The sequence below is a fragment of the Collimonas sp. GW821-FHT02H07 genome (genome assembly GCF_059421505.1).
This window is the reverse complement of record NZ_JBWKVC010000004.1, coordinates 2,813-22,330: the sequence shown is the minus strand read 5'-3', so window position 1 is coordinate 22,330 and position 19,518 is coordinate 2,813. Positions and strand designations below refer to the sequence as shown.

At 60.1% G+C, this 19,518-nt stretch carries 11 protein-coding genes and 3 pseudogenes; 7 read left to right on the top strand and 7 right to left on the bottom strand.

Annotation, left to right across the window (positions count from 1 at the left end; all coding sequences use genetic code 11):
• Nucleotides 1-9: 9 nt before the first annotated feature.
• From AC07V8_RS08040 to AC07V8_RS08030, 3 genes are read right to left on the bottom strand one after another with little or no spacing between them, the layout of a single operon-like run.
• Nucleotides 10-3,078 (bottom strand): efflux RND transporter permease subunit, encoded by a 3,069-nt coding sequence (locus tag AC07V8_RS08040; protein ID WP_494680666.1) that lies wholly within the window; start codon nt 3,076-3,078, stop codon nt 10-12.
• A gap of 13 nt (nt 3,079-3,091) precedes the next feature.
• Entirely contained in the window at nt 3,092-4,243 is a 1,152-nt protein-coding gene (locus AC07V8_RS08035) for an efflux RND transporter periplasmic adaptor subunit (RefSeq protein WP_494680665.1), read from the bottom strand.
• A gap of 24 nt (nt 4,244-4,267) precedes the next feature.
• Nucleotides 4,268-5,758 (bottom strand): efflux transporter outer membrane subunit, encoded by a 1,491-nt coding sequence (locus AC07V8_RS08030; RefSeq protein WP_494680664.1) that lies wholly within the window; start codon nt 5,756-5,758, stop codon nt 4,268-4,270.
• Nucleotides 5,759-6,272: 514 nt separating this feature from the next.
• Here AC07V8_RS08030 and AC07V8_RS08025 point away from each other — a divergent pair.
• Nucleotides 6,273-6,929 (top strand): septal ring lytic transglycosylase RlpA family protein, encoded by a 657-nt coding sequence (locus AC07V8_RS08025; RefSeq protein WP_494721456.1) that lies wholly within the window; start codon nt 6,273-6,275, stop codon nt 6,927-6,929.
• Nucleotides 6,930-7,104: 175 nt separating this feature from the next.
• Here the strand turns inward: AC07V8_RS08025 and AC07V8_RS08020 are convergent, their stop codons facing one another.
• Nucleotides 7,105-7,509, bottom strand: coding sequence for a VOC family protein (locus AC07V8_RS08020; protein ID WP_494680708.1), 405 nt, complete (start codon nt 7,507-7,509; stop codon nt 7,105-7,107).
• Between the two features lie 244 nt (nt 7,510-7,753).
• A complete protein-coding gene (locus AC07V8_RS08015; protein ID WP_494680707.1) occupies nt 7,754-8,380 on the bottom strand; it encodes a TetR/AcrR family transcriptional regulator in 627 nt (208 codons plus the stop codon).
• A 718-nt stretch (nt 8,381-9,098) separates the two neighbouring features.
• On the opposite strand from AC07V8_RS08015, the pseudogene AC07V8_RS08010 reads away from it, so the two are divergent.
• The 6 genes and pseudogenes from AC07V8_RS08010 to AC07V8_RS07985 all read left to right on the top strand — a co-directional run.
• Nucleotides 9,099-10,958 (top strand): annotated as a pseudogene (locus AC07V8_RS08010) (di-heme oxidoredictase family protein); the annotation flags it as partial.
• 275 nt (nt 10,959-11,233) lie between these two features.
• Nucleotides 11,234-11,527, top strand: coding sequence for a co-chaperone GroES (gene groES, locus AC07V8_RS08005; RefSeq protein WP_061534450.1), 294 nt, complete (start codon nt 11,234-11,236; stop codon nt 11,525-11,527).
• A 100-nt stretch (nt 11,528-11,627) separates the two neighbouring features.
• Nucleotides 11,628-13,280 (top strand): chaperonin GroEL, encoded by a 1,653-nt coding sequence (gene groL / locus AC07V8_RS08000; RefSeq protein ID WP_494680662.1) that lies wholly within the window; start codon nt 11,628-11,630, stop codon nt 13,278-13,280.
• Nucleotides 13,281-13,735: 455 nt separating this feature from the next.
• A complete protein-coding gene (locus tag AC07V8_RS07995) occupies nt 13,736-14,785 on the top strand; it encodes a methionine ABC transporter ATP-binding protein (RefSeq protein WP_494680661.1) in 1,050 nt (349 codons plus the stop codon).
• Nucleotides 14,775-15,428 (top strand): methionine ABC transporter permease, encoded by a 654-nt coding sequence (locus tag AC07V8_RS07990; protein WP_494680660.1) that lies wholly within the window; start codon nt 14,775-14,777, stop codon nt 15,426-15,428. The genes AC07V8_RS07995 and AC07V8_RS07990 overlap by 11 nt, the downstream gene beginning before the upstream one ends.
• Before the next feature lie 62 nt (nt 15,429-15,490).
• Nucleotides 15,491-16,294, top strand: coding sequence for a MetQ/NlpA family ABC transporter substrate-binding protein (locus AC07V8_RS07985; RefSeq protein ID WP_494680659.1), 804 nt, complete (start codon nt 15,491-15,493; stop codon nt 16,292-16,294).
• Between the two features lie 102 nt (nt 16,295-16,396).
• Here AC07V8_RS07985 and AC07V8_RS07980 read toward each other — a convergent pair.
• Together AC07V8_RS07980 and AC07V8_RS07975 are read right to left on the bottom strand one after the other, a co-directional pair.
• Nucleotides 16,397-16,552: pseudogene (locus AC07V8_RS07980) on the bottom strand (YadA-like family protein); the annotation flags it as partial.
• A 99-nt stretch (nt 16,553-16,651) separates the two neighbouring features.
• A pseudogene (locus tag AC07V8_RS07975) lies at nt 16,652-19,518 on the bottom strand (YadA family autotransporter adhesin); the annotation flags it as partial.

The window sequence follows — 19,518 nt, the reverse complement described above, 5'->3', positions numbered from 1 at the left end:
ATGTTGCGATCAGGTTTCGGTCATGTGCAACTTGCTGGCCACCATGTGCGCCACGCTTTCGCCCGGCTTGCGCCGGAACTTGCGGCTGGCCCAGAGCAGCAGATCGTCGACATAGGTGAACACCACCGGAATCACCAGCAGGCTCAGGAAAGTCGAAGTCACCAGGCCGCCGATGACGGCAATCGCCATCGGTCCGCGGAAGCTGGAATCCGCGCCGAGCCCGAGGGCGATCGGCAGCATGCCGGCGCCCATCGCGATGGTGGTCATGACGATAGGCTGGGCCCGCTTGTGGCAGGCATCCATCAACGCATCGAAACGGCTCATGCCATGATCGCGGCGCGCCACGATGGCGTACTCCACCAGCAGGATCGAATTCTTGACCGCGATCCCCATCAGCATCAGCAAGCCGATCAGCGACGGCATCGAGAACGAGTTATGCGTGATCAGCAAGGCCGCAAAGGCGCCGCCGATGGACAAGGGCAATGCCGCCAGAATCGTCACCGGCTGCAGGAAACCCTTGAACAGCAGCACCAGCACCATGTACACGCACAGCACGCCGGTCAGCATCGCCAGCGCGAAGCCGGAGAACAGTTCCTTCATGATTTCGGCGTCGCCCAACTCGCCACGCTTGACGTTAGGCGGCAGGTTCTTCACGTTCGGCAGCTCATTGATCTTCGCCATCACTTCGCCGATTTCATGGCCGTTCAGCTCGACGTGGATGATCACGCGGCGGTTGCGGTCGATGCGGTCAATCCGCGCCGGACCGCTGTCAAAGCGGATGTCCGCCACCGAACTCAAAGGTACGTTGCCGCTCTTGCCCTGCACCGACAAACGTTCCAGCACGCTCAGGTCATGCCGCGCATCTTCCGGCAGGCGCACCCGGATCGGGATCTGCCGCTCCGGCAGGTTCAGCTTGGCGACCAGCTGGTCATAATCGCCGGAGGTAGCGATACGCAAGGTTTCGCCGATGGCCGAAGACGTCACGCCAAGGTCGGCCGCTTTGGCAAAATTCGGCGTGACGATGATTTCCGGCCGCACCAGGCTGATGCTGGAGGTAATGTTGCCGAGGTCGGGAATCGTGCGGATTTCGCGCTCGATGGCCCGCGTCACCGAGCTCAGCGCCTGCGGATCGTCGCCCGAGAGCAGCAGCTGAATTTCTTCGCCGTTGCCGCCGCCGCCCACGGTAAACCGCAGTCCCGGCAATTGCGTCAGCAGCTTGCGCAATTCGCTGTCCACCTCGGTCTGCTTTTCCTTGCGCTCAGGCGGATCCTTGAGCAACACCGTCAAGGTGGAGCGGCGTGTCTCGTCGCCGCCGATCGCACTGTAGACCTGAGCGACATTCTTGTTGGTCATCAGCAAGCGGCGCGCCTGTTCCGAGCTGGCGCGGGTTTCCGCCAGGACGCTGCCGGGCGGCAGTTCCAGCGTGACCTGGGTCTGGCCGCGGTCGCTAGGCGGAATGAAGCCTGTCGGCAGGAACGGGATCATGGCCAGCGACAAGATGAAGAACAGCGCCGCCATGCCCATGGTCTTGACTCGGTGGTGCATGCACCAGGAGGCGACTGCCATGTACTTCGCCATCAGGCGGCTTTCTTTTTTCTCATGCACGATAGGCTTGAGCAGATAGGCCGCCATCATCGGCGTCAGCAAGCGCGCCACGACCAGTGACGTGGTCACCGCGATCGCCGCGGTCCAGCCGAACTGCTTGAAGAATCTTCCGACGATGCCGCTCATGAACGCGGTCGGCAAAAATACCGCCACCAGCGTAAACGTGGTCGCCACCACCGCCAGCCCGATTTCGTCGGCCGCTTCCAGCGCCGCCTGGTACGGCGTCTTGCCCATGCGCAGATGGCGCACGATGTTTTCGATTTCGACGATCGCATCGTCCACCAGGATCCCGATCACCAGCGCCAGCGACAGCAAGGTCACGCCATTGAGCGAAAAGCCGAGGAACTTCATCGCCATGAAAGTCGGGATGATCGACAGCGGCAGCGCCGCTGCAGCCACCAGGGTTGCGCGCCAGTCGCGCAGGAAGAACCAGACCACCAGCACCGCCAGGATCGCGCCCTCATACAGCAAGGACATTGAACCTTCGTAGTTTTCCTGGACCACATCGACGTTGTTGAAGGCTTCCTCGATCTTGACGTGGGTCGCTTTCTTGTTCAGCTCGGCGACCGCTTTCTTGACTGCTTTGGAGACGGTGATTTCACTGGCGCCCTTGCTGCGCGTGATTTCGAAGCCGACCACAGGCTTGCCGTCGAGCAGCGTCAGCGCAGTGCGCTCGCCGATGCCGTCGGTCACCTTGGCGACCTGGTCCAGGCGGATCACATGGCCGTCCGGCAGAGCCATCTGCAAGGCAGCCACTTCCGCCACGTTGCCGACCGTGCCGATGGTGCGCACCGATTGCCGCGCGCCGCTGATGTCAGCCTTGCCGCCCGGCGCTTCCTGCTGCACGCGCTGCAGCTGGCGCGAGATCTGCGCCGCCGACACGTTCAGGGCCGCCATCCGCTCCGGATCCAGCTCCACCAGTACTTCGCGGTTGACGCCGCCGACGCGGGCGATCTTGCCGACGCCGGCAACCGAGAGCAAGGCCTTGGAAACGTCGTTGTCGACGAACCAGGACAGGGCTTCTTCGTCCAGCTGGTCGGACTTGACGGTATAGGTGATGATAGGCTGGCCGGAAGTGCTGGCCTTGCCGTAGACCGGATCGCGGACGTCGGTAGGCAAATCGCTGCGTATGCGGTTGACCGCATCGCGCACATCGTCCATCGCTTCCGAAATATCCTTTTCCAGGCGGAACTCGACGGTGGTATTCACTACGCCGTCATTGATGGTGGTGTAGATGTGGCGTATGTCGGTGACGGTAGCGACCGAATTTTCAATCTTGCGCGCCACTTCGGTTTCCAGCTGCGAGGGAGAAGCGCCCGGCAGGCTGGTGGAAATGGAAATGAACGGAAAATCGATATCGGGCTGGTCCTGCACCAGCATGTCCTTGAAACTCATCAAGCCCATGATGGTGAGCAGGATGAACAGCAAGATGGCCGGAACCGGATGCTTGATCGAGAGAGCGGAAAAATTCATGGCCGGGCCTCGCTTATTTCATTGCCAGCGGTGCAGCCGGCTTCGATTCCGACGCTGCCGGCGCTACCCGCACGGTATCGCCGTCGGCCAGGAAACCTGCGCCCTTTTCCACCAGCGTCATCGCCATCGTAATGCCGTTCGGGCCCTCAGCGACTTCGATGCGGTCGCCGATGCGGCGTCCCAGCGTGACCTTGGTCTGGGTCACCTTGTCGTCCTTGCCCAGCTGATAGACATAGCTATAGCCGTCGCGCATCACCACCGCGCTCTGCGGCAGGGTCAGCGCCTCGGCGTGGCCCAGCGCAAACTGGCCGGTGCCGAACATGCCGGCATGGGCGCTGCCGGGCGCCGGCAGATCGACATACACTAGGCCGTTGCGCGTGAGCGGATCGACGGTCGGCGCCACCATGCGCACCTTGCCGTCCACCACCACGCCGTTGGTGACGCGCAGCTTGACCTCCTGCCCGACCTTGATCTGCAGCAGGTCGGTGGCATTCACCTCGGCCCGCCATTCGAGGCGATTCTGGCGGATCAGCTTGAACAGTTCCTGCCCTTGCGACGCCACCGAACCGACCGTCGCCGTGCGTGAAGAAATCACGCCGTCGTCGGGCGCCAGCACCTGGGTCTGGCGCAGCCGGATCTGCTGCATTTCCAGGCTGGCCTGGGCCGACTGCAAGCGCGCCTTGGCGCTGCGCTCGGCGACTTCATACTGGGTAGTCTGCTGGCCGCTCAAGGCGCCGCTGTTGACCAGCGTGCGCGCCCGTTCGGCATTGGCGTCCGCTTCCGACAGCGCTGCCTTCGCTTCTTCTACCGCAGCCTTTTGCTGCGCTACTTGCGCCTCCACGCTGTCATTGCTGAAACGCGCCAGCACCTGGCCGCGCTTGACGATATCGCCGACGTTGACGCGCACCTCGGCCAGCTGCAGGCCGCCCAGCTCACTGCCGACCACCGCCTCCTGCCAGGCGGCGATGCTGCCGTTGGCCGACAATGTCAGCGGCCAGTTGGCGCTTTGCGCCTTGGTGGTGGTGACGGTCAAGGACGCTTTCGGCTTGCTGGCTTCCTTGTCGGCGGGTTTGCTGCTCTTGCCTGTCGTGGCCCAGACCGCAGCGGAACCGATAACGACGACCAGCGCCGCAATTGCTACCAGTTTCAAAGATGGCTTTTTCATGACTCTCTTCTTTACTTGTCTATATTAAGAACGATCGGAGTTTGGCGCTGCAATTGGCGATACAGCCGGCAAGGCCGCCTGTTCCGCCTGATTGCGCCAGCCGCCGCCCAACGCCTTGTACAGAGCGATCCAGGCCGCCACGTGATCGCGCTGCACGCTGATCTGGCTCTGCTGCGCAGCCAGGAAGGTGCGGCGCGCATCCTCCAGCTCAAACAGGCTGCCGCTGCCGGCCTTGAATTTGTCGTCGTTGGCGTGGAAATAGCTTTCGTATTCGCGCGCCGCCAGCGCCGCATCGTCTTCGCGCCGCGCCGCCGCATCCAGGCGCACCAGGGCTTCTTCGATTTCGCGCGCCGCGCTGCGCACCTGCGCCTGGTAGCCCGCATAGGCCTCGTCGTAACGGCCGCGCGCCAGGTCGACCTGCGACTTGCGCAGCCCGGCATCGAACAGCGGCAACTTGAGCGAGGGACCGAACGACCAGGTGTCGGAGCGGGAGCTGCCGCCATCGAAGCGCAAGCCGCCTATGCCGATGCTGCCCAGCAGCGAAATGCTGGGATAGCGGTTGGCCTGGGCGACATTGATCTCGGCGCTGGCGGCCGCCAGTTCCCGCTCGGCGACAGCGATGTCTGGCCGTTGCGACAAGGCTTGCGCCGGCACGCTCTCGACCACGAAACCGCGCGGCTGCGGCAAACGCTGGTTCAGCGCGAGCTTGGCGCGCAAGGAAGGTTCAGGAATATCCGTCAGCGCCACCAGCGCTTTGACGTCGAGATCGCACTCGGTGCGCTGCACTACCAGCTTTTGCCTTGCGTCCGCGGTCGAGCCGTTGATCAGGGCGCCGTCGGCCGGGGCGGTAAAGCCCGCCTTGACCTTGAGCGAGGTCAACTGGGCGGTTTGCTCGCGCGACTTCAGGTCCTGCTCCAGCATCGCCGCGGTAGCCACGCAGGCGCGGTAGTTCACCAGCGTGCTGCCGACTTCCGCTGCCAGCGACACCTTGGCGCCGTACCAGTCGGCGTTGCGGGCGAACGCGCGCGCCTTGGCGGCTTCGGCAGTCTTGCGCTTGCCGCCGAACAGGTCGAGTTCCCAGCTGGCGTCGAAGGTCGCGGTGCTGCTGGTGGCGACGGTGGCGACGCTGCCCAGGTTGGAGGTCAGGCCCGAGAGAGATTTGCTGCGCGTGCTGCCGGCGTCGGCGGCCACCGAAGGATAGAGCGCGCTGCCGGCAGAACCGGCCGTGGCGCGCGCCTGCGCAATACGCGCCAGCGCCTGCGCCACGCTCGGATTGCTGGCCTCGGCGGTAGCCACCAGTTCGGCCACCAGCGGATCGTCGAATTGCGACCACCAGCGTGTCAGGTCCGTTGTGCCGCCTTCCGTTGCCGACGGCTTCGGCAAAACGCTTTGAAATTGCGGCAGTACTGCTTGTGATGATGTCGTTGGCGAGGGTACCTGATAGGTAGGCCCGACCACGCAACCGGCGATCACGGACAGCAGGGGTACGCTGCCGAGCATCTTTAGTAAACGCATCCTTTTTCCCTTACTTAATTTTTTTGCGGGGCTCCCAAATGCGGGATTTTTTAATCGTTTATGCTGTTTTTGTACTGCCTGACAAGGTGTAACGAGATCTTTGATTATTCTGTGCAGCTCTCCAATGTACAGGGTGTGGCGACACTGTAAAGAGGAAAATTGCTACTGAGTACGCGATTGCGACAATCTGCAGAATTGATGGGATAAATCGACTAAAACGCGGGATGGAATGCAATCGGGCCAGGTTTTATGAAATATGCATTGAAATTGCAGAAATAATAATTATTCTCAGTGACTTAAAAGGAACGATGAAATTTCTGAGCGGCAATAATAGCCTGCTTCCCGCTTATTTTGTTGATTCCTCTATATGAAATCAAGAAGGCCTTGCCATCATGCTGCAAGCGCGTCGGGCGACCGGTGCCGGCAAGAACAGAATATGCAAGGCCGCATGAAATTTGTATATTTCTGCAACATCAGTGGCCACCAATGCGAGTTGAAATGTAGACTTGGCCAGATGACGATTTGCACGCCGCCACAATGGCTCCGACAGCCGCACCGTACCTCCACGCAGTTCCTGCGCGCGGGCGTTTGCGCCGGCATGCTGTGGCTGCCGATTGCCCTGGCGAGTCCGGCTGCCGATGCCGCGCAAACGGTGACGGCTGCCGTCGACGACGCTGCAGCGGCCGCTACCCAGCATGGAATCACTACGCCGTCGGCTAAGCCGTCGCCATCGAGCGAATGTGCTGCACCTGCCGACGGCAAGACTGCCGCCGATGAGGACGCGCCGAAGAAACCAGTCCAGCGCGGCACGGCTTCCTGGTACGGCGCCAAGCTGCATGGCCGCAAGTCGGCCAGCGGCGAGCGTTTCAATATGCACGCCATGACCGCTGCGCATCCGAGCCTGCCCTTGCATAGCTGGGTACTGGTGCGCAACGTCGGCAACGGCAAGATGGCGATACTGAAAGTCAACGACCGCGGCCCTTTCCACAGCAAACGCATACTGGATGTCTCTTACAGCGCGGCCAAGCAACTGGGCTTCGCCGGCAAAGGCACGGCCCGCGTCGAAGTGCGGCCCCTGTCCCGTAGCGAGATGTCCCAGGTGAAAGCGCAGATTGCGCAAGGAATCACGCCGGCGGCTGGAAGCCACGATTGCAGCTCAAGCGATCAATGATTGTTATCGGCTGTAAAGACTATCCGTGCGTGATGCAGCTTATGCAGCGCGGTTATTTCAAGAATGATTGAGGGCAACCCGTCATTGTGGCGATTCCCTCGGATGCCTTGAGATATGCACGCAGTATCCCCAAAAGACTTGAGGATGCGTCTGTGCTGGAGCGTATTGGCAGCCGCTATGAAAACAACTTTTGCCATTGCTCCTGTTGCTGCATATCCGCACGGGTGTTGACCTCCAGCAGGACGCCGCCGGGCGTACGGCAAAAGAAACGCGATCCGCGCGAGTTGTTGAAAACCTCGGTCTCCATATCGACGCCGTCTGCCAAGAATGCTTTATAAAGCGCATGGACATCATCCAGGCTGTCGAGCTCTACGCCGAAGTGGAAATTTTTTGGCCAGGCCGGCGTCTCCTCCGTGACGTGGTCCAGGACAATGTCAAAATCGTGCCGCTTGAGCAGGCAGCTGCCGCCGAAAGCAACGATTTCGCAGCCCAGGTATTTTTCGAAAAATGCGGCCGTCTCGGCCACATTGGTAGTGGGAAAACTCAAATGGTTCAGCTTTGCTTGTATATGAATCTGCATGATAGCTCTCGCAAAAAGGTTGGCATACGCGATGGAGGGAGTTGTCGCCGATCGGCCCCCAATGCGGCTGTGCCGGTCGTGTGACTCTCCACAACGTCCATTTTGCGAGTAATTGCTCGATTTTAAAACTCGCATTGCCTCCGGCGCCTGCCTGAAGCGCGCGGCCATAGAAACCCGGGGGATTTGCGCGCCAGGCGCGGCAACGGCCCGGGCGATTGCTCACATTTCATGAGCCGTCCGAGGGCTATCCGGGCTGGCGCTCCACGATCCCCAGGTATCCGAACAAGGCGCGGCTGACACGGAACTCCAGAGCAGCGCGATCCGTTTCGCCGCGGTATCCCGCCGCATCCACCATGGCGCGCACGATGGCGATGATGTCGTCGGCGGCTATCTCGATGCTCGGCTGCGGCGGAATATCTTCATGCGCAAGAATCTCTCGGATCAATTCGCTCATGGCGACAATGAATGGCGCCAGCTCCTTGGCGATGGGGGGGCGATTTTCCTCGACATCGAGCAGCCGCGCGAGCGTCGGCCGGCGTAGCTGCTGATGGACCGAGGCGGCAATCAGGCGCATCAATGCTTGCTGGCCGCTCGGTTCGCTCAGCGCCCCTTCAGCCTCAGCGAAGAACACGGCTCGCTCACGCTGGCACAAGGCAACGATGAGCGCATCCTTGCCTGGGAAATATTGATACAGGGAGCCGATGCTGACGCCAGCGCGCTGCGCGACGATATTGGTATTGAGCCCCTCGATTCCCTTGGTCTCCAGGATGCGGGCCGCTGCCTCCAGGATCGCAGCAACGGTTTGTCCGGCGCGCGATTGCTGGGGAATCTTGCGCGGCTTTAATGACTGGCGTTTTTTGGTCGTCACGATGCCACCTGGCAGAAAGCGAGTAACAACTCATATTTTACCGGCTATCGGACGATGCATTGAATTCGTTCAGCAAAATCGCGCGCGGCGGCTGAAATTCGCGACGTATTCCTGCGCCGCCCGGCATCCTGTTCGCCCGTCTAAAACAATGCCAATATCAAAGACGCGCTAAACAAATCGAAGACGCACTAAACAGACAAAACATCTGCTCGCCGCATGCATTAGTCTCGACGACAAAAAATGTCAGTCATTGACAAAGGAGTGGCAATAAATTTTTTACTGCCGCTAAATGTCAAAGAAATGCCAGCAATATTGCTGGTACGGCATTTGCTCCTGCACAAATGCCCGCACCGTGGACGCGTTGACCCGCCGCGGATCAATTCGCGCGAACCTCGGCTCGCGGAATGCGGCGCTTGACCTGTGTCATGGCGCACGCATCGGCAAGTGAAATTTATCTGATCTGTATACACCCCGGACACGGGCGAATCCGCAAGCAAGCTTCGCATGACTACCTGTCCGCTGTTCCAACGCCTCATCTGCAAGCAAGACCTGAAAACGTTTTGACGGTTGATCAAACTGCTCATTTTTTGATTAGAACGCAGCAACAAAAAAGCAAAGGTATACATCATGAACAAACTGCCATATCGGCATCGGTTAACACCGGAGTCCGTGCGCGGCTTTTCCACGCAGGGACTGGTCTTCGCCTTGAGCCTGCATGATGCCATTGCCCACCTCCGCCGAGCCGCTGGAAACGCTGCAGTTCACGCTAGCGGACGGTACGCTGGTGACCCGCTTCGGCGCACGCGGCCTGGCCCGCCACGGCCGCGAGCGCGGCGAGGAATGGAACGAGATCGGTTATGGCCCCAACGATACGGTTGACCCGGTCACCGGCTTGCCGGTGGATAAAGAGCAGGGCAATTACCTGACCTTCGTGCCGCAATACTTCAAGAACCGCACCTGGGGCTTCGAGGTCATCGACAATAGCCGCGTAGCGGGTGTGACCAAGCCGACGCTGAAAGTCAACGAGTACTTCCAGCAAGCCCAGCTGCCCGGCGGCGTGGCCTGGTTCCGCGCCTTCGACCGGCCTGGCGTCACCGGCTACGGCTGGATGAACCCCGGCGAGCTGGCCGATCGCAGCCTCACTATCTGTCCTCCCGTGCCGTACCCGCCGAACGGCAAGCTGGCCAGCGCCAACCTGCTCAACAACGGCTGCAGCCTGACGGTGACCGGCTACCCTGGTCACGGCGACCTCGGCCCGGATGGCTTCCCCAATGGCAAAGACGTTCCCGGACGTCCTCTGGTGGTCGGCGATACGATCGAAGTCTCGCCCTCGTTCTTCTCCACCAAGGACGCCATGCTCGCCAAAGGCGACGACGGCGGCATCCGCTACTACTCGTCCGAATGGATCTACGTAGTGGGCACGGGTCTGCGGCCGTGGTACGGCGTGCAGCCGCGCCTGAACTCGGTGCCGCTGCCGGCCGACACCTTGTCGGGCGGCGTGGGCTCGGTATCCTATAACTACTCAAACAATGGATTGTTCATGTTCCAGCAGCCGCAAAACAATGTCGGCATGCAGAACATGCAGCGCTTCGTCGAAGGCCGGCGGCTGGTGCATACCAACTTCACGACCGGCGATCACAACGAGCCGGGCAATGACCGCTATGCGCCGGCTGTCGGGCTGCAGGGGCAACGCTTTAATCAGTCGGCCTGTATCGCCTGTCACGTCAACAACGGCCGCAGCATCGCGCCAGGCGCATTGAACCAGCGGCTGGACAGCATGTCGGTGCGGGTTGCGATGATCGACGCCAGCGGGCAGCAGCTGCCGCATCCGCAGTACGGCACCGCCGTGCAGATGAATGGCGCATCGGCAAGCGGAACTTCGCAGAACTGGGGCAACGGCGTCAGCGTCGGCGGCTTCGAGAGCCGTTCAGTGAAGCTGGCCGACGGCGCGGCAGTCGAGTTGCGCAAGCCGACGCTTGCCTTCGAGGGGCCGGTGCCGGACGCCGTCTCCCTGCGCGCCGCCCAGCCGATGATTGGCACCGGCTTGCTGGAAGCCGTGCCGGAAGCGGACATCCTGGCGCGCGCTCGCGCCACACCGGATGAGGATGGCGTCAAGGGCTTGCCTAACTTCGTCTTCGATCCCGAGACGGGCGCCGTGCGCCTGGGCCGCTTCGGCTGGAAGGCATCCAAGGCGACGCTGCGCCAGCAGGCCGCTTCGGCGCTGCTGCTGGACATGGCCGTGACCTCGCCGGTCTACCCCAACCGCGCCTGCAACACTGACCCTGCCGGCTGCGCGTCCGTCGGCGTGCAAAAGGGCATCTCTGAGTCCGATCTGCAAGCGATCTCCCACTATCTTTCGCTGGTGGGCGTGCCGGCCCAGCGCAGTCTGGCCAGCGGCTTCCCCAAGGGCGTAGCGCCATTGGATGAACACCGTGTCGATCCGGTACAGGTCAGCAGCGGCGCCAAGGTCTTCCAGGGCATACGCTGCACCGCCTGCCACGCAGTGGAGAATGTGCCGGCCATGCCATTCGACGGCCTTCCCACCAGCGCCAATAGCTGCGCGCACTCCTTTCAGAAATAAAAGAGCTTCCTTCGATCCCAATCATGATCATTAAGCAACAAACGAATATCGATAATTGCGAATTATGCAATTCAAGATAAAGGCAAACTGGGATGCGGGCTTGAAAAATGGACAGAGCGTCCCTATACTTAGCACTCGTTAGGAGAGAGTGCTAACAATCTCCCCGAACTCACTAGTCACTGTGCGGCGCATATATATAGCAAAGCAGAACAGTGGTGCTTTGCTGCGATGTTGCTGCAAATACAAATAACCTGTTGAATCTTAAGGAGTCACATATGAATCTTCGTCCTTTGCACGATCGCGTTATCGTCAAGCGTCTCGACCAGGAAACCAAGACCGCATCCGGTATCGTGTTGCCTGAAGCGGCTGCTGAAAAGCCGGATCAAGGTGAAGTGCTGGCCGTCGGTAACGGCAAGATTCTGGAAAACGGCAACGTCCGTGCGCTGGCAGTCAAGGTTGGCGATCGCGTTCTGTTCGGCAAATACTCGGGCCAGGCTGTCAAGATCGACGGCAATGAGCTGCTGGTAATGCGCGAAGAAGACCTGTTTGCCGTAGTCGAAGGCAAGTAATTCCGGTCAGTCCGGGATTCTCTGATTGGCCGGCGCCTGGCGCTTCCGATCAGATCCGTACACGACACAATCGAATTCAACGTATTCAGGAGAATAAAACATGGCAGCAAAACAAGTAATTTTCGGCGATGAAGCACGCGCCAAGATCGTCAACGGCGTCAACATCCTGGCTAACGCAGTCAAGGTCACCCTGGGTCCTAAGGGCCGTAACGTGGTTCTGGAACGCAGCTTCGGCGCCCCTACCGTGACTAAAGACGGTGTTTCGGTCGCTAAAGAAATCGAACTGAAAGACAAGCTGGAAAACATGGGCGCGCAGCTCGTGAAAGAAGTTGCTTCCAAGACTTCCGACAACGCTGGCGACGGCACCACTACCGCTACCGTGCTGGCACAAGCTATCGTTCGCGAAGGCTTCAAGTACGTTGCCGCCGGTTTCAACCCGACAGACCTGAAGCGCGGTATCGACAAAGCTGTTGTCGCCATCGTTGCTGAAATCAAGACGCTGTCGAAGCCGACTACAACCAGCAAGGAAATCGCGCAAGTTGGTTCGATCTCCGCTAACTCCGACACCGACATCGGTGAAATCATTGCCAAGGCAATGGACAAAGTCGGCAAAGAAGGCGTGATCACAGTTGAAGATGGCAAGTCGCTGGAAAACGAACTGGACATCGTCGAAGGCATGCAATTCGACCGCGGCTACCTGTCGCCATACTTCATCAACAACCAAGAGAAGCAAGTTGTTGCCCTGGAAAACCCGTTCGTCCTGCTGTTCGACAAGAAAGTATCGAACATCCGTGACCTGCTGCCAATCCTGGAACAAGTCGCCAAGTCCGGCCGTCCTCTGCTGATCATCGCAGAAGATGTCGAAGGCGAAGCGCTGGCTACCCTGGTTGTGAACAACATCCGCGGCATCCTGAAGACTGCAGCTGTCAAGGCTCCTGGTTTCGGCGACCGTCGTAAAGCCATGCTGGAAGACATCGCTATCCTGACCGGCGGCCAGGTGATCGCTGAAGAAGTCGGCCTGACCCTGGAAAAAGCCACTCTGGCTGAACTGGGCCAAGCCAAGCGTATCGAAATCAGCAAGGAAAACACCACCATCATCGACGGTGCCGGCGAAGCCATCACTATCGAAGCACGCGTCAAGCAAATCCGTGCGCAGATCGAAGAAGCGACTTCGGACTACGACCGTGAAAAACTGCAAGAGCGCGTTGCCAAGCTGGCTGGCGGCGTTGCCCTGATCCGCGTTGGTGCTGCAACCGAAGTTGAAATGAAAGAAAAGAAAGCACGCGTTGAAGACGCTCTGCACGCTACCCGTGCAGCAGTGGAAGAAGGCGTTGTTCCAGGCGGCGGCGTGGCATTCCTGCGCGCACGTGCTGCTGTCAAGGACCTGAAAGGCGACAACGCCGACCAGGAAGCCGGCATCAAGATCGTGCTGCGCGCGATCGAAGAGCCACTGCGTCAAATCGTATTCAACGCTGGCGACGAGCCATCGGTTGTGATCAACGCAGTCCTGGCAGGCAAGGGCAACTACGGTTACAACGCTGCCAACGGCACCTACGGCGACCTGGTTGAACTGGGCGTTCTGGATCCAGCCAAGGTTACCCGTTCGGCATTGCAAAACGCTGCTTCGGTTGCCGGCCTGATCCTGACTACCGATGCAATGATCGCTGAACTGCCAGAAGACAAGTCGGCTGGCGGCATGCCAGGCGGCATGGGTGGCATGGGCGGCATGGGTGGTATGGACGGCATGATGTAATTTGCAGGGCCGGAATTATCCGGCCCTTGTGGAACATCAAAAAGCCCGCGATGGTTATCTGTCGCGGGCTTTTTTTTATGCAGCTGCCTGTAGTAGTCGATAGGGGACAGAGTTTGCAAGCCGCCGAAGCGCGGCGAGCTACACTTCCCGTGCGGCTCTGTCCCCTATTGACGGCAATCGAAGAGCGAATGGTTGTGGCGCGCACACCGCACTCCGTGGCCCGTTCAATCGGGGTCAGAGTAATTTACGACGATGAAGCCGTCGTAAAAAAACTCTGACCCTGATTGAACTACTACTGGCAGTAGTGGGCGCATAGACATGGCAGTAATATAGCCATGCCTAAATGTTCCTTCCCTTGCCTGACAAACGCTTATAAAATAAGCACCTACTAAAAAAACATAATGGCGGCGAGATTGTTGATATTGCGACAATCAGCTGCCTTTTTTCATTCTGAAATGATAGAAATCAAAGCAGTCACCCAGCGCTTCAACGGCGCGCGCGGCCCGGTCGATGCGGTCCGTAACGTCAATCTGACGATACGCAAGGGCGAGATCTTCGGCATCATCGGCCGCAGCGGCGCCGGCAAAAGCACCCTGGTGCGTTGCCTCAACCTGCTGAACCGCCCTACTTCCGGCAACATCGTCGTCGACGGCAAGGACATGACGGCGCTGAACGCCGAACAGCTGCGCGGTGCGCGGCGCGAAATCGGCATGATCTTCCAGCATTTCAACCTGCTGTCGTCGCGCACCGTGTACGACAATATCGCGCTGCCGCTGGAACTGGCCGGCCTGTCGAAAAGCGCCATTGCCGCCAAAGTCACGCCGCTGCTGGAGCTGGTGGGCTTGACCGCGCTCAAGGACAGTTATCCCGCGCAGATCAGCGGTGGCCAGAAACAGCGCGTCGGCATCGCGCGTGCGCTGGCCAATGAGCCGAAAGTCCTGCTGTCGGATGAAGCCACCTCCGCGCTCGATCCTGAAACTACCCGTTCCATCCTGGAACTGCTGCGCAAGATCAACCGCGAACTGGGCCTGACAATTGTGCTGATCACGCACCAGATGGAAGTGATCAAGATGATTTGCGACCGCATGGCGGTGATGGAGGCCGGCGAAGTGATCGAGCACGGCGAAGTGCTGGAGTTGTTCCGCGCGCCCAGACATGAAGTCACGCGCGCCCTGATCGGCGATGTGATCGCTCAGGAACTGCCGCAAGGCGTCCTGCAGCGCCTGCGTGCGCGCCTGGCACAAAGCGATGCCGGCAGCGGCACCGACCATCTGTTCCGTTTCGCGTTCACCGGTTCGGGCGTCGATCAGCCGCTGCTGTCGGAAGCGGTGCGCAAGTTCGACCTGGATTTCAATATCCTGCACGGCCAGATCGATGAAATACAAGGGCAGGCGTTCGGCTCGCTGGCGATCCTGGCCAACGGCACCACTGAAAACATCCAGGCCGCCATGGCTTACCTGACGGCCCAGGGCGTCACCGTTGAGGAGTTGAACCATGTCATCTGAAATGCTCGATCTGTTTTTATCGTCGTTCGGCGAAACCTTGATGATGGTCGGCATCTCCGGCGTACTCGGCGCCCTGCTTGGCGTGCCGCTGGGTATCGCGCTGCACCTGACCGGCCGCGAAGGCGTCCTGCCGCAACCAATTTTCAACCGCGTCGCCGGACTGATCGTCAATGCCGTGCGCTCAACGCCCTTCATCATCCTGCTGGTGGCGGTGATTCCCTTTACCCGTTTTTTCGTCGGCACCTCCATCGGCACCGCGGCCGCCATCGTGCCGCTGACGATCGCCTCGGCGCCGTTCATTGCGCGGCTGGTGGAAACCGCCTTGCGCGAAGTCGACCGCGGCCTGATCGAAGCGGCGCAGGCCATGGGCGCCACTACCTGGCAAATCGTCTACAAGGTACTGGTGCCGGAAGCCTTCGCCGGCATCGTCGCCGGCCTGACGATCACTTTCGTCAGCCTGGTCGGCTACTCGGCCATGGCGGGCGCCATCGGCGGCGGCGGCCTGGGCGACCTGGGGATACGCTATGGCTACCAGCGCTTCCTGCCGGAAGTGATGCTGCTGGTGGTGGTGATCCTGATCGTTTTCGTACAGCTGGTGCAAACGCTGGGCGACATTCTGGTGCGCCGCCTCAGCCACCGCTAACGCTCCCGCATCCGCTGCCGTTTTAAGGCAGCGGATTCATCATGATTTTTGAAAGGAAGAAAATGAACCGTCGTCAATTAGTGCAATTCTTCGCCGGCCTGGGCGTGGTCGCCAGCCTGAGCGCTCCCGTCCTCGCCTCCGCTCAGGAAAAGCCGATCAAGATCGGCGCTACCGGCGGCCCGCACGCGCAGATTCTCGAAGTCGTCAAGAAAGTAGCAGCCAAGGATGGCCTGGCTATCCAGATCGTCGAATTCAGCGACTATGTGCAGCCCAACGCGGCGCTGGCGGCCGGCGACCTGGATGCCAACAGCTACCAGCACCTGCCCTACCTGGAAGCGCAGATCAAGGACCGCGGCTACAAGCTGGTGAACGTCGGCTACACCATCACTTTCCCGATGGGCGTGTACTCGAAGAAAGTCAAATCCCTCAAGGACCTGAAGAACGGCGCCCGCATCGGCATCCCTAACGACCCGACCAATGGCGGCCGTGCCTTGTTGCTGCTGCAGGCGCAAGGCTTGCTGAAGCTGAAGGCCGATGCCGGCCTGAAGGCGACGCCGCTGGATATCGCCGACAATCCGAAGAAGCTGAAGATCGTCGAAATCGACGCCGCCCAGTTGCCACGCTCGCTGGATGACCTGGATGCAGCGGCAATCAACGGCAACTACGCCGAATCGGCCGGACTGGATCCGACCCGGGACGGCATCGCCATCGAAGCGGCCAAAGGTCCTTACGCCAACGTGATCGCTGTGCGCCTTGCTGACAAGGACAAGCCTTGGGTAGCCAAGCTGGTGAAGGCCTACCATAGCCCTGAAGTCAAACAGTACGTCGTAACACAGTTCAAGAGTTCGGTAATCCCTGCCTGGTAATCAGCCGTCGAATGACAAAAGCCCGCGCTGTGGTTGCAGCGCGGGCTTTTTTTCGTCTGCCGCTATCGCCTCGGAATGACCAGCGATGTCACGACAGGCCGCTTACTGCCAGCGGTAGCCGAAACCGACATTGATGCCGCTATCCCTGCCGGTGGAGGTGAAGCCCACGCCCCAGGTGCTGTTGCCGGTTTTGCTGACCGCCTTGAATTGCAAGGCCAGCGCGCCGTATCCCTGGAAGGCGCCGACACCGATGCCGACGCCCTTTTCGCCCCCATACAACGTCGGCATCACCGCGCCGGTAGCCGCCATGCTCATCGCGATACCTGAGTAGGCAATACGCTTGACGTCGCCGATCTGGTTTTGCAAATTGGTGAGCTGCGAGACATTCACGCCGTCGGTCAGGTTGATGCCTGGCGCGACATTGGTCAGGCGACGCTCATTGCCGGCGGACCCCACGGAAACCGTGTTCGCCTGGTTGGCGACCGAATAGGCACCCAGGGCGACCGAGTTGTTGGCCAGCGCCTGCGCTTCAGCTCCCAGCGCCACCGCATCATTCCCTGAAGCCAATGCGTTATTGCCGATCGCCACGGTTGGATCGCCAGTGGCACGGGCGTTATAGCCGATCGCCACCGAACCGGCTTGCGATGCCAGGGCGCGGAAGCCGACCGCCGTGGTGTTGGTATCGGTCGCCTGCGCATTGGAGCCGATCGCGGTGGCGCCGTCCTTGGTCGCTTGCGCGCACAAGCCGGAACCGGTGGCGTCAACGCCATTGACGCTGGTGCAGGTCGCCGCCATCACATTATTGATGGCGGTGCCGCTGGTGCCGCGCGTCTGCACCGTACCGTCGCCATTGGCGCCGCCGATGGTGGTGCCGCCTAATGTCGCGCCGTTAGCCGTTGCATTCTTCGAGGCATCCACCAGCGAAGTCAGAGAAGTCGACAGCGAATTCTCACCATTGACGATATTGACCAAGCCGCTTGACAGCGACGATACCTGGCTCAGGCCGGTCGACAAGGATGAGATCCCGGTCGACAAAGAGGCGATGCCGGTGGAAGTCGACGCCGACAGGGAGACCACATTGCTGCTCGTCGTCGACAAACCGGTCGACAGGGAATTGACGTTCGAGGTGCTGCTCGACAGGCCGGTCGACAGTGAATTGATGCTGCTGGTGTTGCTCGACAAACCGGTCGAGGTCGACGTCGACAACGAGCTCACGTTGCTGTTAGTCGAACTCAATCCCGTCGACAGCGAACCCAGGCCGGTCGAAGTCGAAGTCGACAACGATGATAGCTGGCTGAAATTCACTGCGTCAGTTGGGTTCACGCCAGCAGCAACGTTCGTGAGGATAACCGGCGTGGTTGCCCCAACGCCACCCAAAGTGACGCTTGTATGGCCCGGGTTGTCATATTGAACGGCATTCGCAACCCCGCTTGATAACGAGGCCACGTTGCTATTCGTCGTGCTCAGCCCGGTCGACAAGGAACCTATGTTGCTGGTGTTGCTGCTGATGCCAGTGGAGGTTGACGTCGACAGCGATGACACACTGCTGTTGGTCGTGCTTAAGCCACTCGACAAACTGCTTACGTTACTGTTTGTCGTGCTCAGGCCGGTGGAAGTCGAGGTCGACAGCGAAGTCACGCTGCTATTAGTAGTACTCAAGCCCGTCGAGGTCGACGTCGAGAGCGAGTCTACGCTGCTGCTCACAGTACTCAGGCCGGTCGAAGTCGAGGTCGAGAGCGAGGTGATGCTGCTGTCGGTGGTGCTCAGGCCGGTCGAAGTCGAGGTCGACAGCGAACTCACGTTGCTGTTGGTCGTGCTCAAACCGGTGGAAGTCGAGGTCGACAGCGAGGTCACGCTGCTGTTGGTCGTACTCAAACCGGTTGAGGTCGACGTCGACAAGGATGAGATGTTGCTGTTGGTCGTGCTCAGGCCGGTTGACGTCGAGGTCGACAGCGATGTCACACTGCTGTTGGTCGTGCTCAGGCCGGTGGAAGTCGAGGTTGACAGCGAGTCTACGTTGCTGTTGGCGGTGCTCAGGCCAGTGGAAGTCGAGGTCGACAGCGATGCAATGCTGCTGTTGGCTGTGCTCAGGCCGGTGGAAGTCGAGGTCGACAGCGAATTCACATTGCTGTTGGTCGTGCTCAAACCGGTGGAAGTCGACGTCGACAGTGATGTGATGCTGCTATTGGTCGTGCTCAAGCTCGTCGAAGTCGAGGTCGACAGCGAACTCACATTGCTATTGGTGGTGCTCAGGCCGGTCGAGGTTGATGTCGACAGCGAAGTCACATTGCTATTGGTGGTGCTGAGACCGGTGGAAGTCGACGTCGATAGCGAGTCTACACTGCTGTTGGCAGTGCTCAGGCCGGTCGAGGTTGATGTCGACAACGAGGCCACGCTGCTGTTGGCCGTGCTCAAACCGGTGGAAGTCGAGGTCGACAGCGAAGCCACGTTGCTGTTGGTGGTGCTCAGGCCGGTGGAAGTCGAGGTCGACAGCGAATTCACGTTGCTGTTGGCCGTGCTCAAACCGGTGGAAGTCGAGGTCGACAGCGAAGTCACGCTGCTGTTGGCAGTGCTCAAGCCTGTCGAGGTTGATGTCGACAGCGAACTCACGTTGCTGTTGGTCGTGCTCAGGCCGGTCGAGGTTGAGGTCGACAACGAAGTTACGCTGCTGTTGGCAGTGCTCAGGCCGGTGGAAGTCGAGGTCGACAGCGAAGCCACGCTGCTGTTGGCAGTGCTCAAGCCGGTGGAAGTCGAGGTCGACAAGGAACTCACGCTGCTATTGGCCGTGCTCAAGCCAGTGGAAGTCGAGGTCGACAACGAGGTCACGCTGCTGTTGGCGGTGCTCAGGCCGGTCGAGGTCGACGTCGACAGCGAGGTCACGCTGCTGTTGGCGGTGCTCAGGCCGGTCGAGGTTGATGTCGACAGCGAGGTGATACTGCTGTTGGCAGTGCTCAGGCCGGTCGAGGTTGATGTCGACAGCGAGTCTACGTTGCTGTCGGCAGTGCTCAAGCCGGTCGAGGTTGATGTCGACAGCGAGTCTACGTTGCTGTCGGCAGTGCTCAAGCCGGTAGAAGTCGAGGTCGACAAGGAACTCACGCTGCTATTGGCGGTGCTCAAGCCGGTGGAAGTCGAGGTCGACAACGAGATCACGCTGCTGTTGGCGGTGCTCAGGCCGGTCGAGGTCGACGTCGACAGCGAGGTCACGCTGCTGTTGGCGGTGCTCA

Bases quoted from the DNA above. Each gene is read 5' to 3' on its own strand.
- groL (WP_494680662.1), top strand. From the start codon at position 11,628: ATGGCAGCAAAACAAGTAATTTTCGGCGATGAAGCACGCGCCAAGATC.
- AC07V8_RS07995 (WP_494680661.1), top strand. From the start codon at position 13,736: ATGATAGAAATCAAAGCAGTCACCCAGCGCTTCAACGGCGCGCGCGGC.
- AC07V8_RS08030 (WP_494680664.1), bottom strand. From the start codon at position 5,758: ATGCGTTTACTAAAGATGCTCGGCAGCGTACCCCTGCTGTCCGTGATC.
- AC07V8_RS08040 (WP_494680666.1), bottom strand. From the start codon at position 3,078: ATGAATTTTTCCGCTCTCTCGATCAAGCATCCGGTTCCGGCCATCTTG.
- AC07V8_RS07990 (WP_494680660.1), top strand. From the start codon at position 14,775: ATGTCATCTGAAATGCTCGATCTGTTTTTATCGTCGTTCGGCGAAACC.
- groES (WP_061534450.1), top strand. From the start codon at position 11,234: ATGAATCTTCGTCCTTTGCACGATCGCGTTATCGTCAAGCGTCTCGAC.
- AC07V8_RS07985 (WP_494680659.1), top strand. From the start codon at position 15,491: ATGAACCGTCGTCAATTAGTGCAATTCTTCGCCGGCCTGGGCGTGGTC.
- AC07V8_RS08020 (WP_494680708.1), bottom strand. From the start codon at position 7,509: ATGCAGATTCATATACAAGCAAAGCTGAACCATTTGAGTTTTCCCACT.
- AC07V8_RS08035 (WP_494680665.1), bottom strand. From the start codon at position 4,243: ATGAAAAAGCCATCTTTGAAACTGGTAGCAATTGCGGCGCTGGTCGTC.
- AC07V8_RS08025 (WP_494721456.1), top strand. From the start codon at position 6,273: ATGACGATTTGCACGCCGCCACAATGGCTCCGACAGCCGCACCGTACC.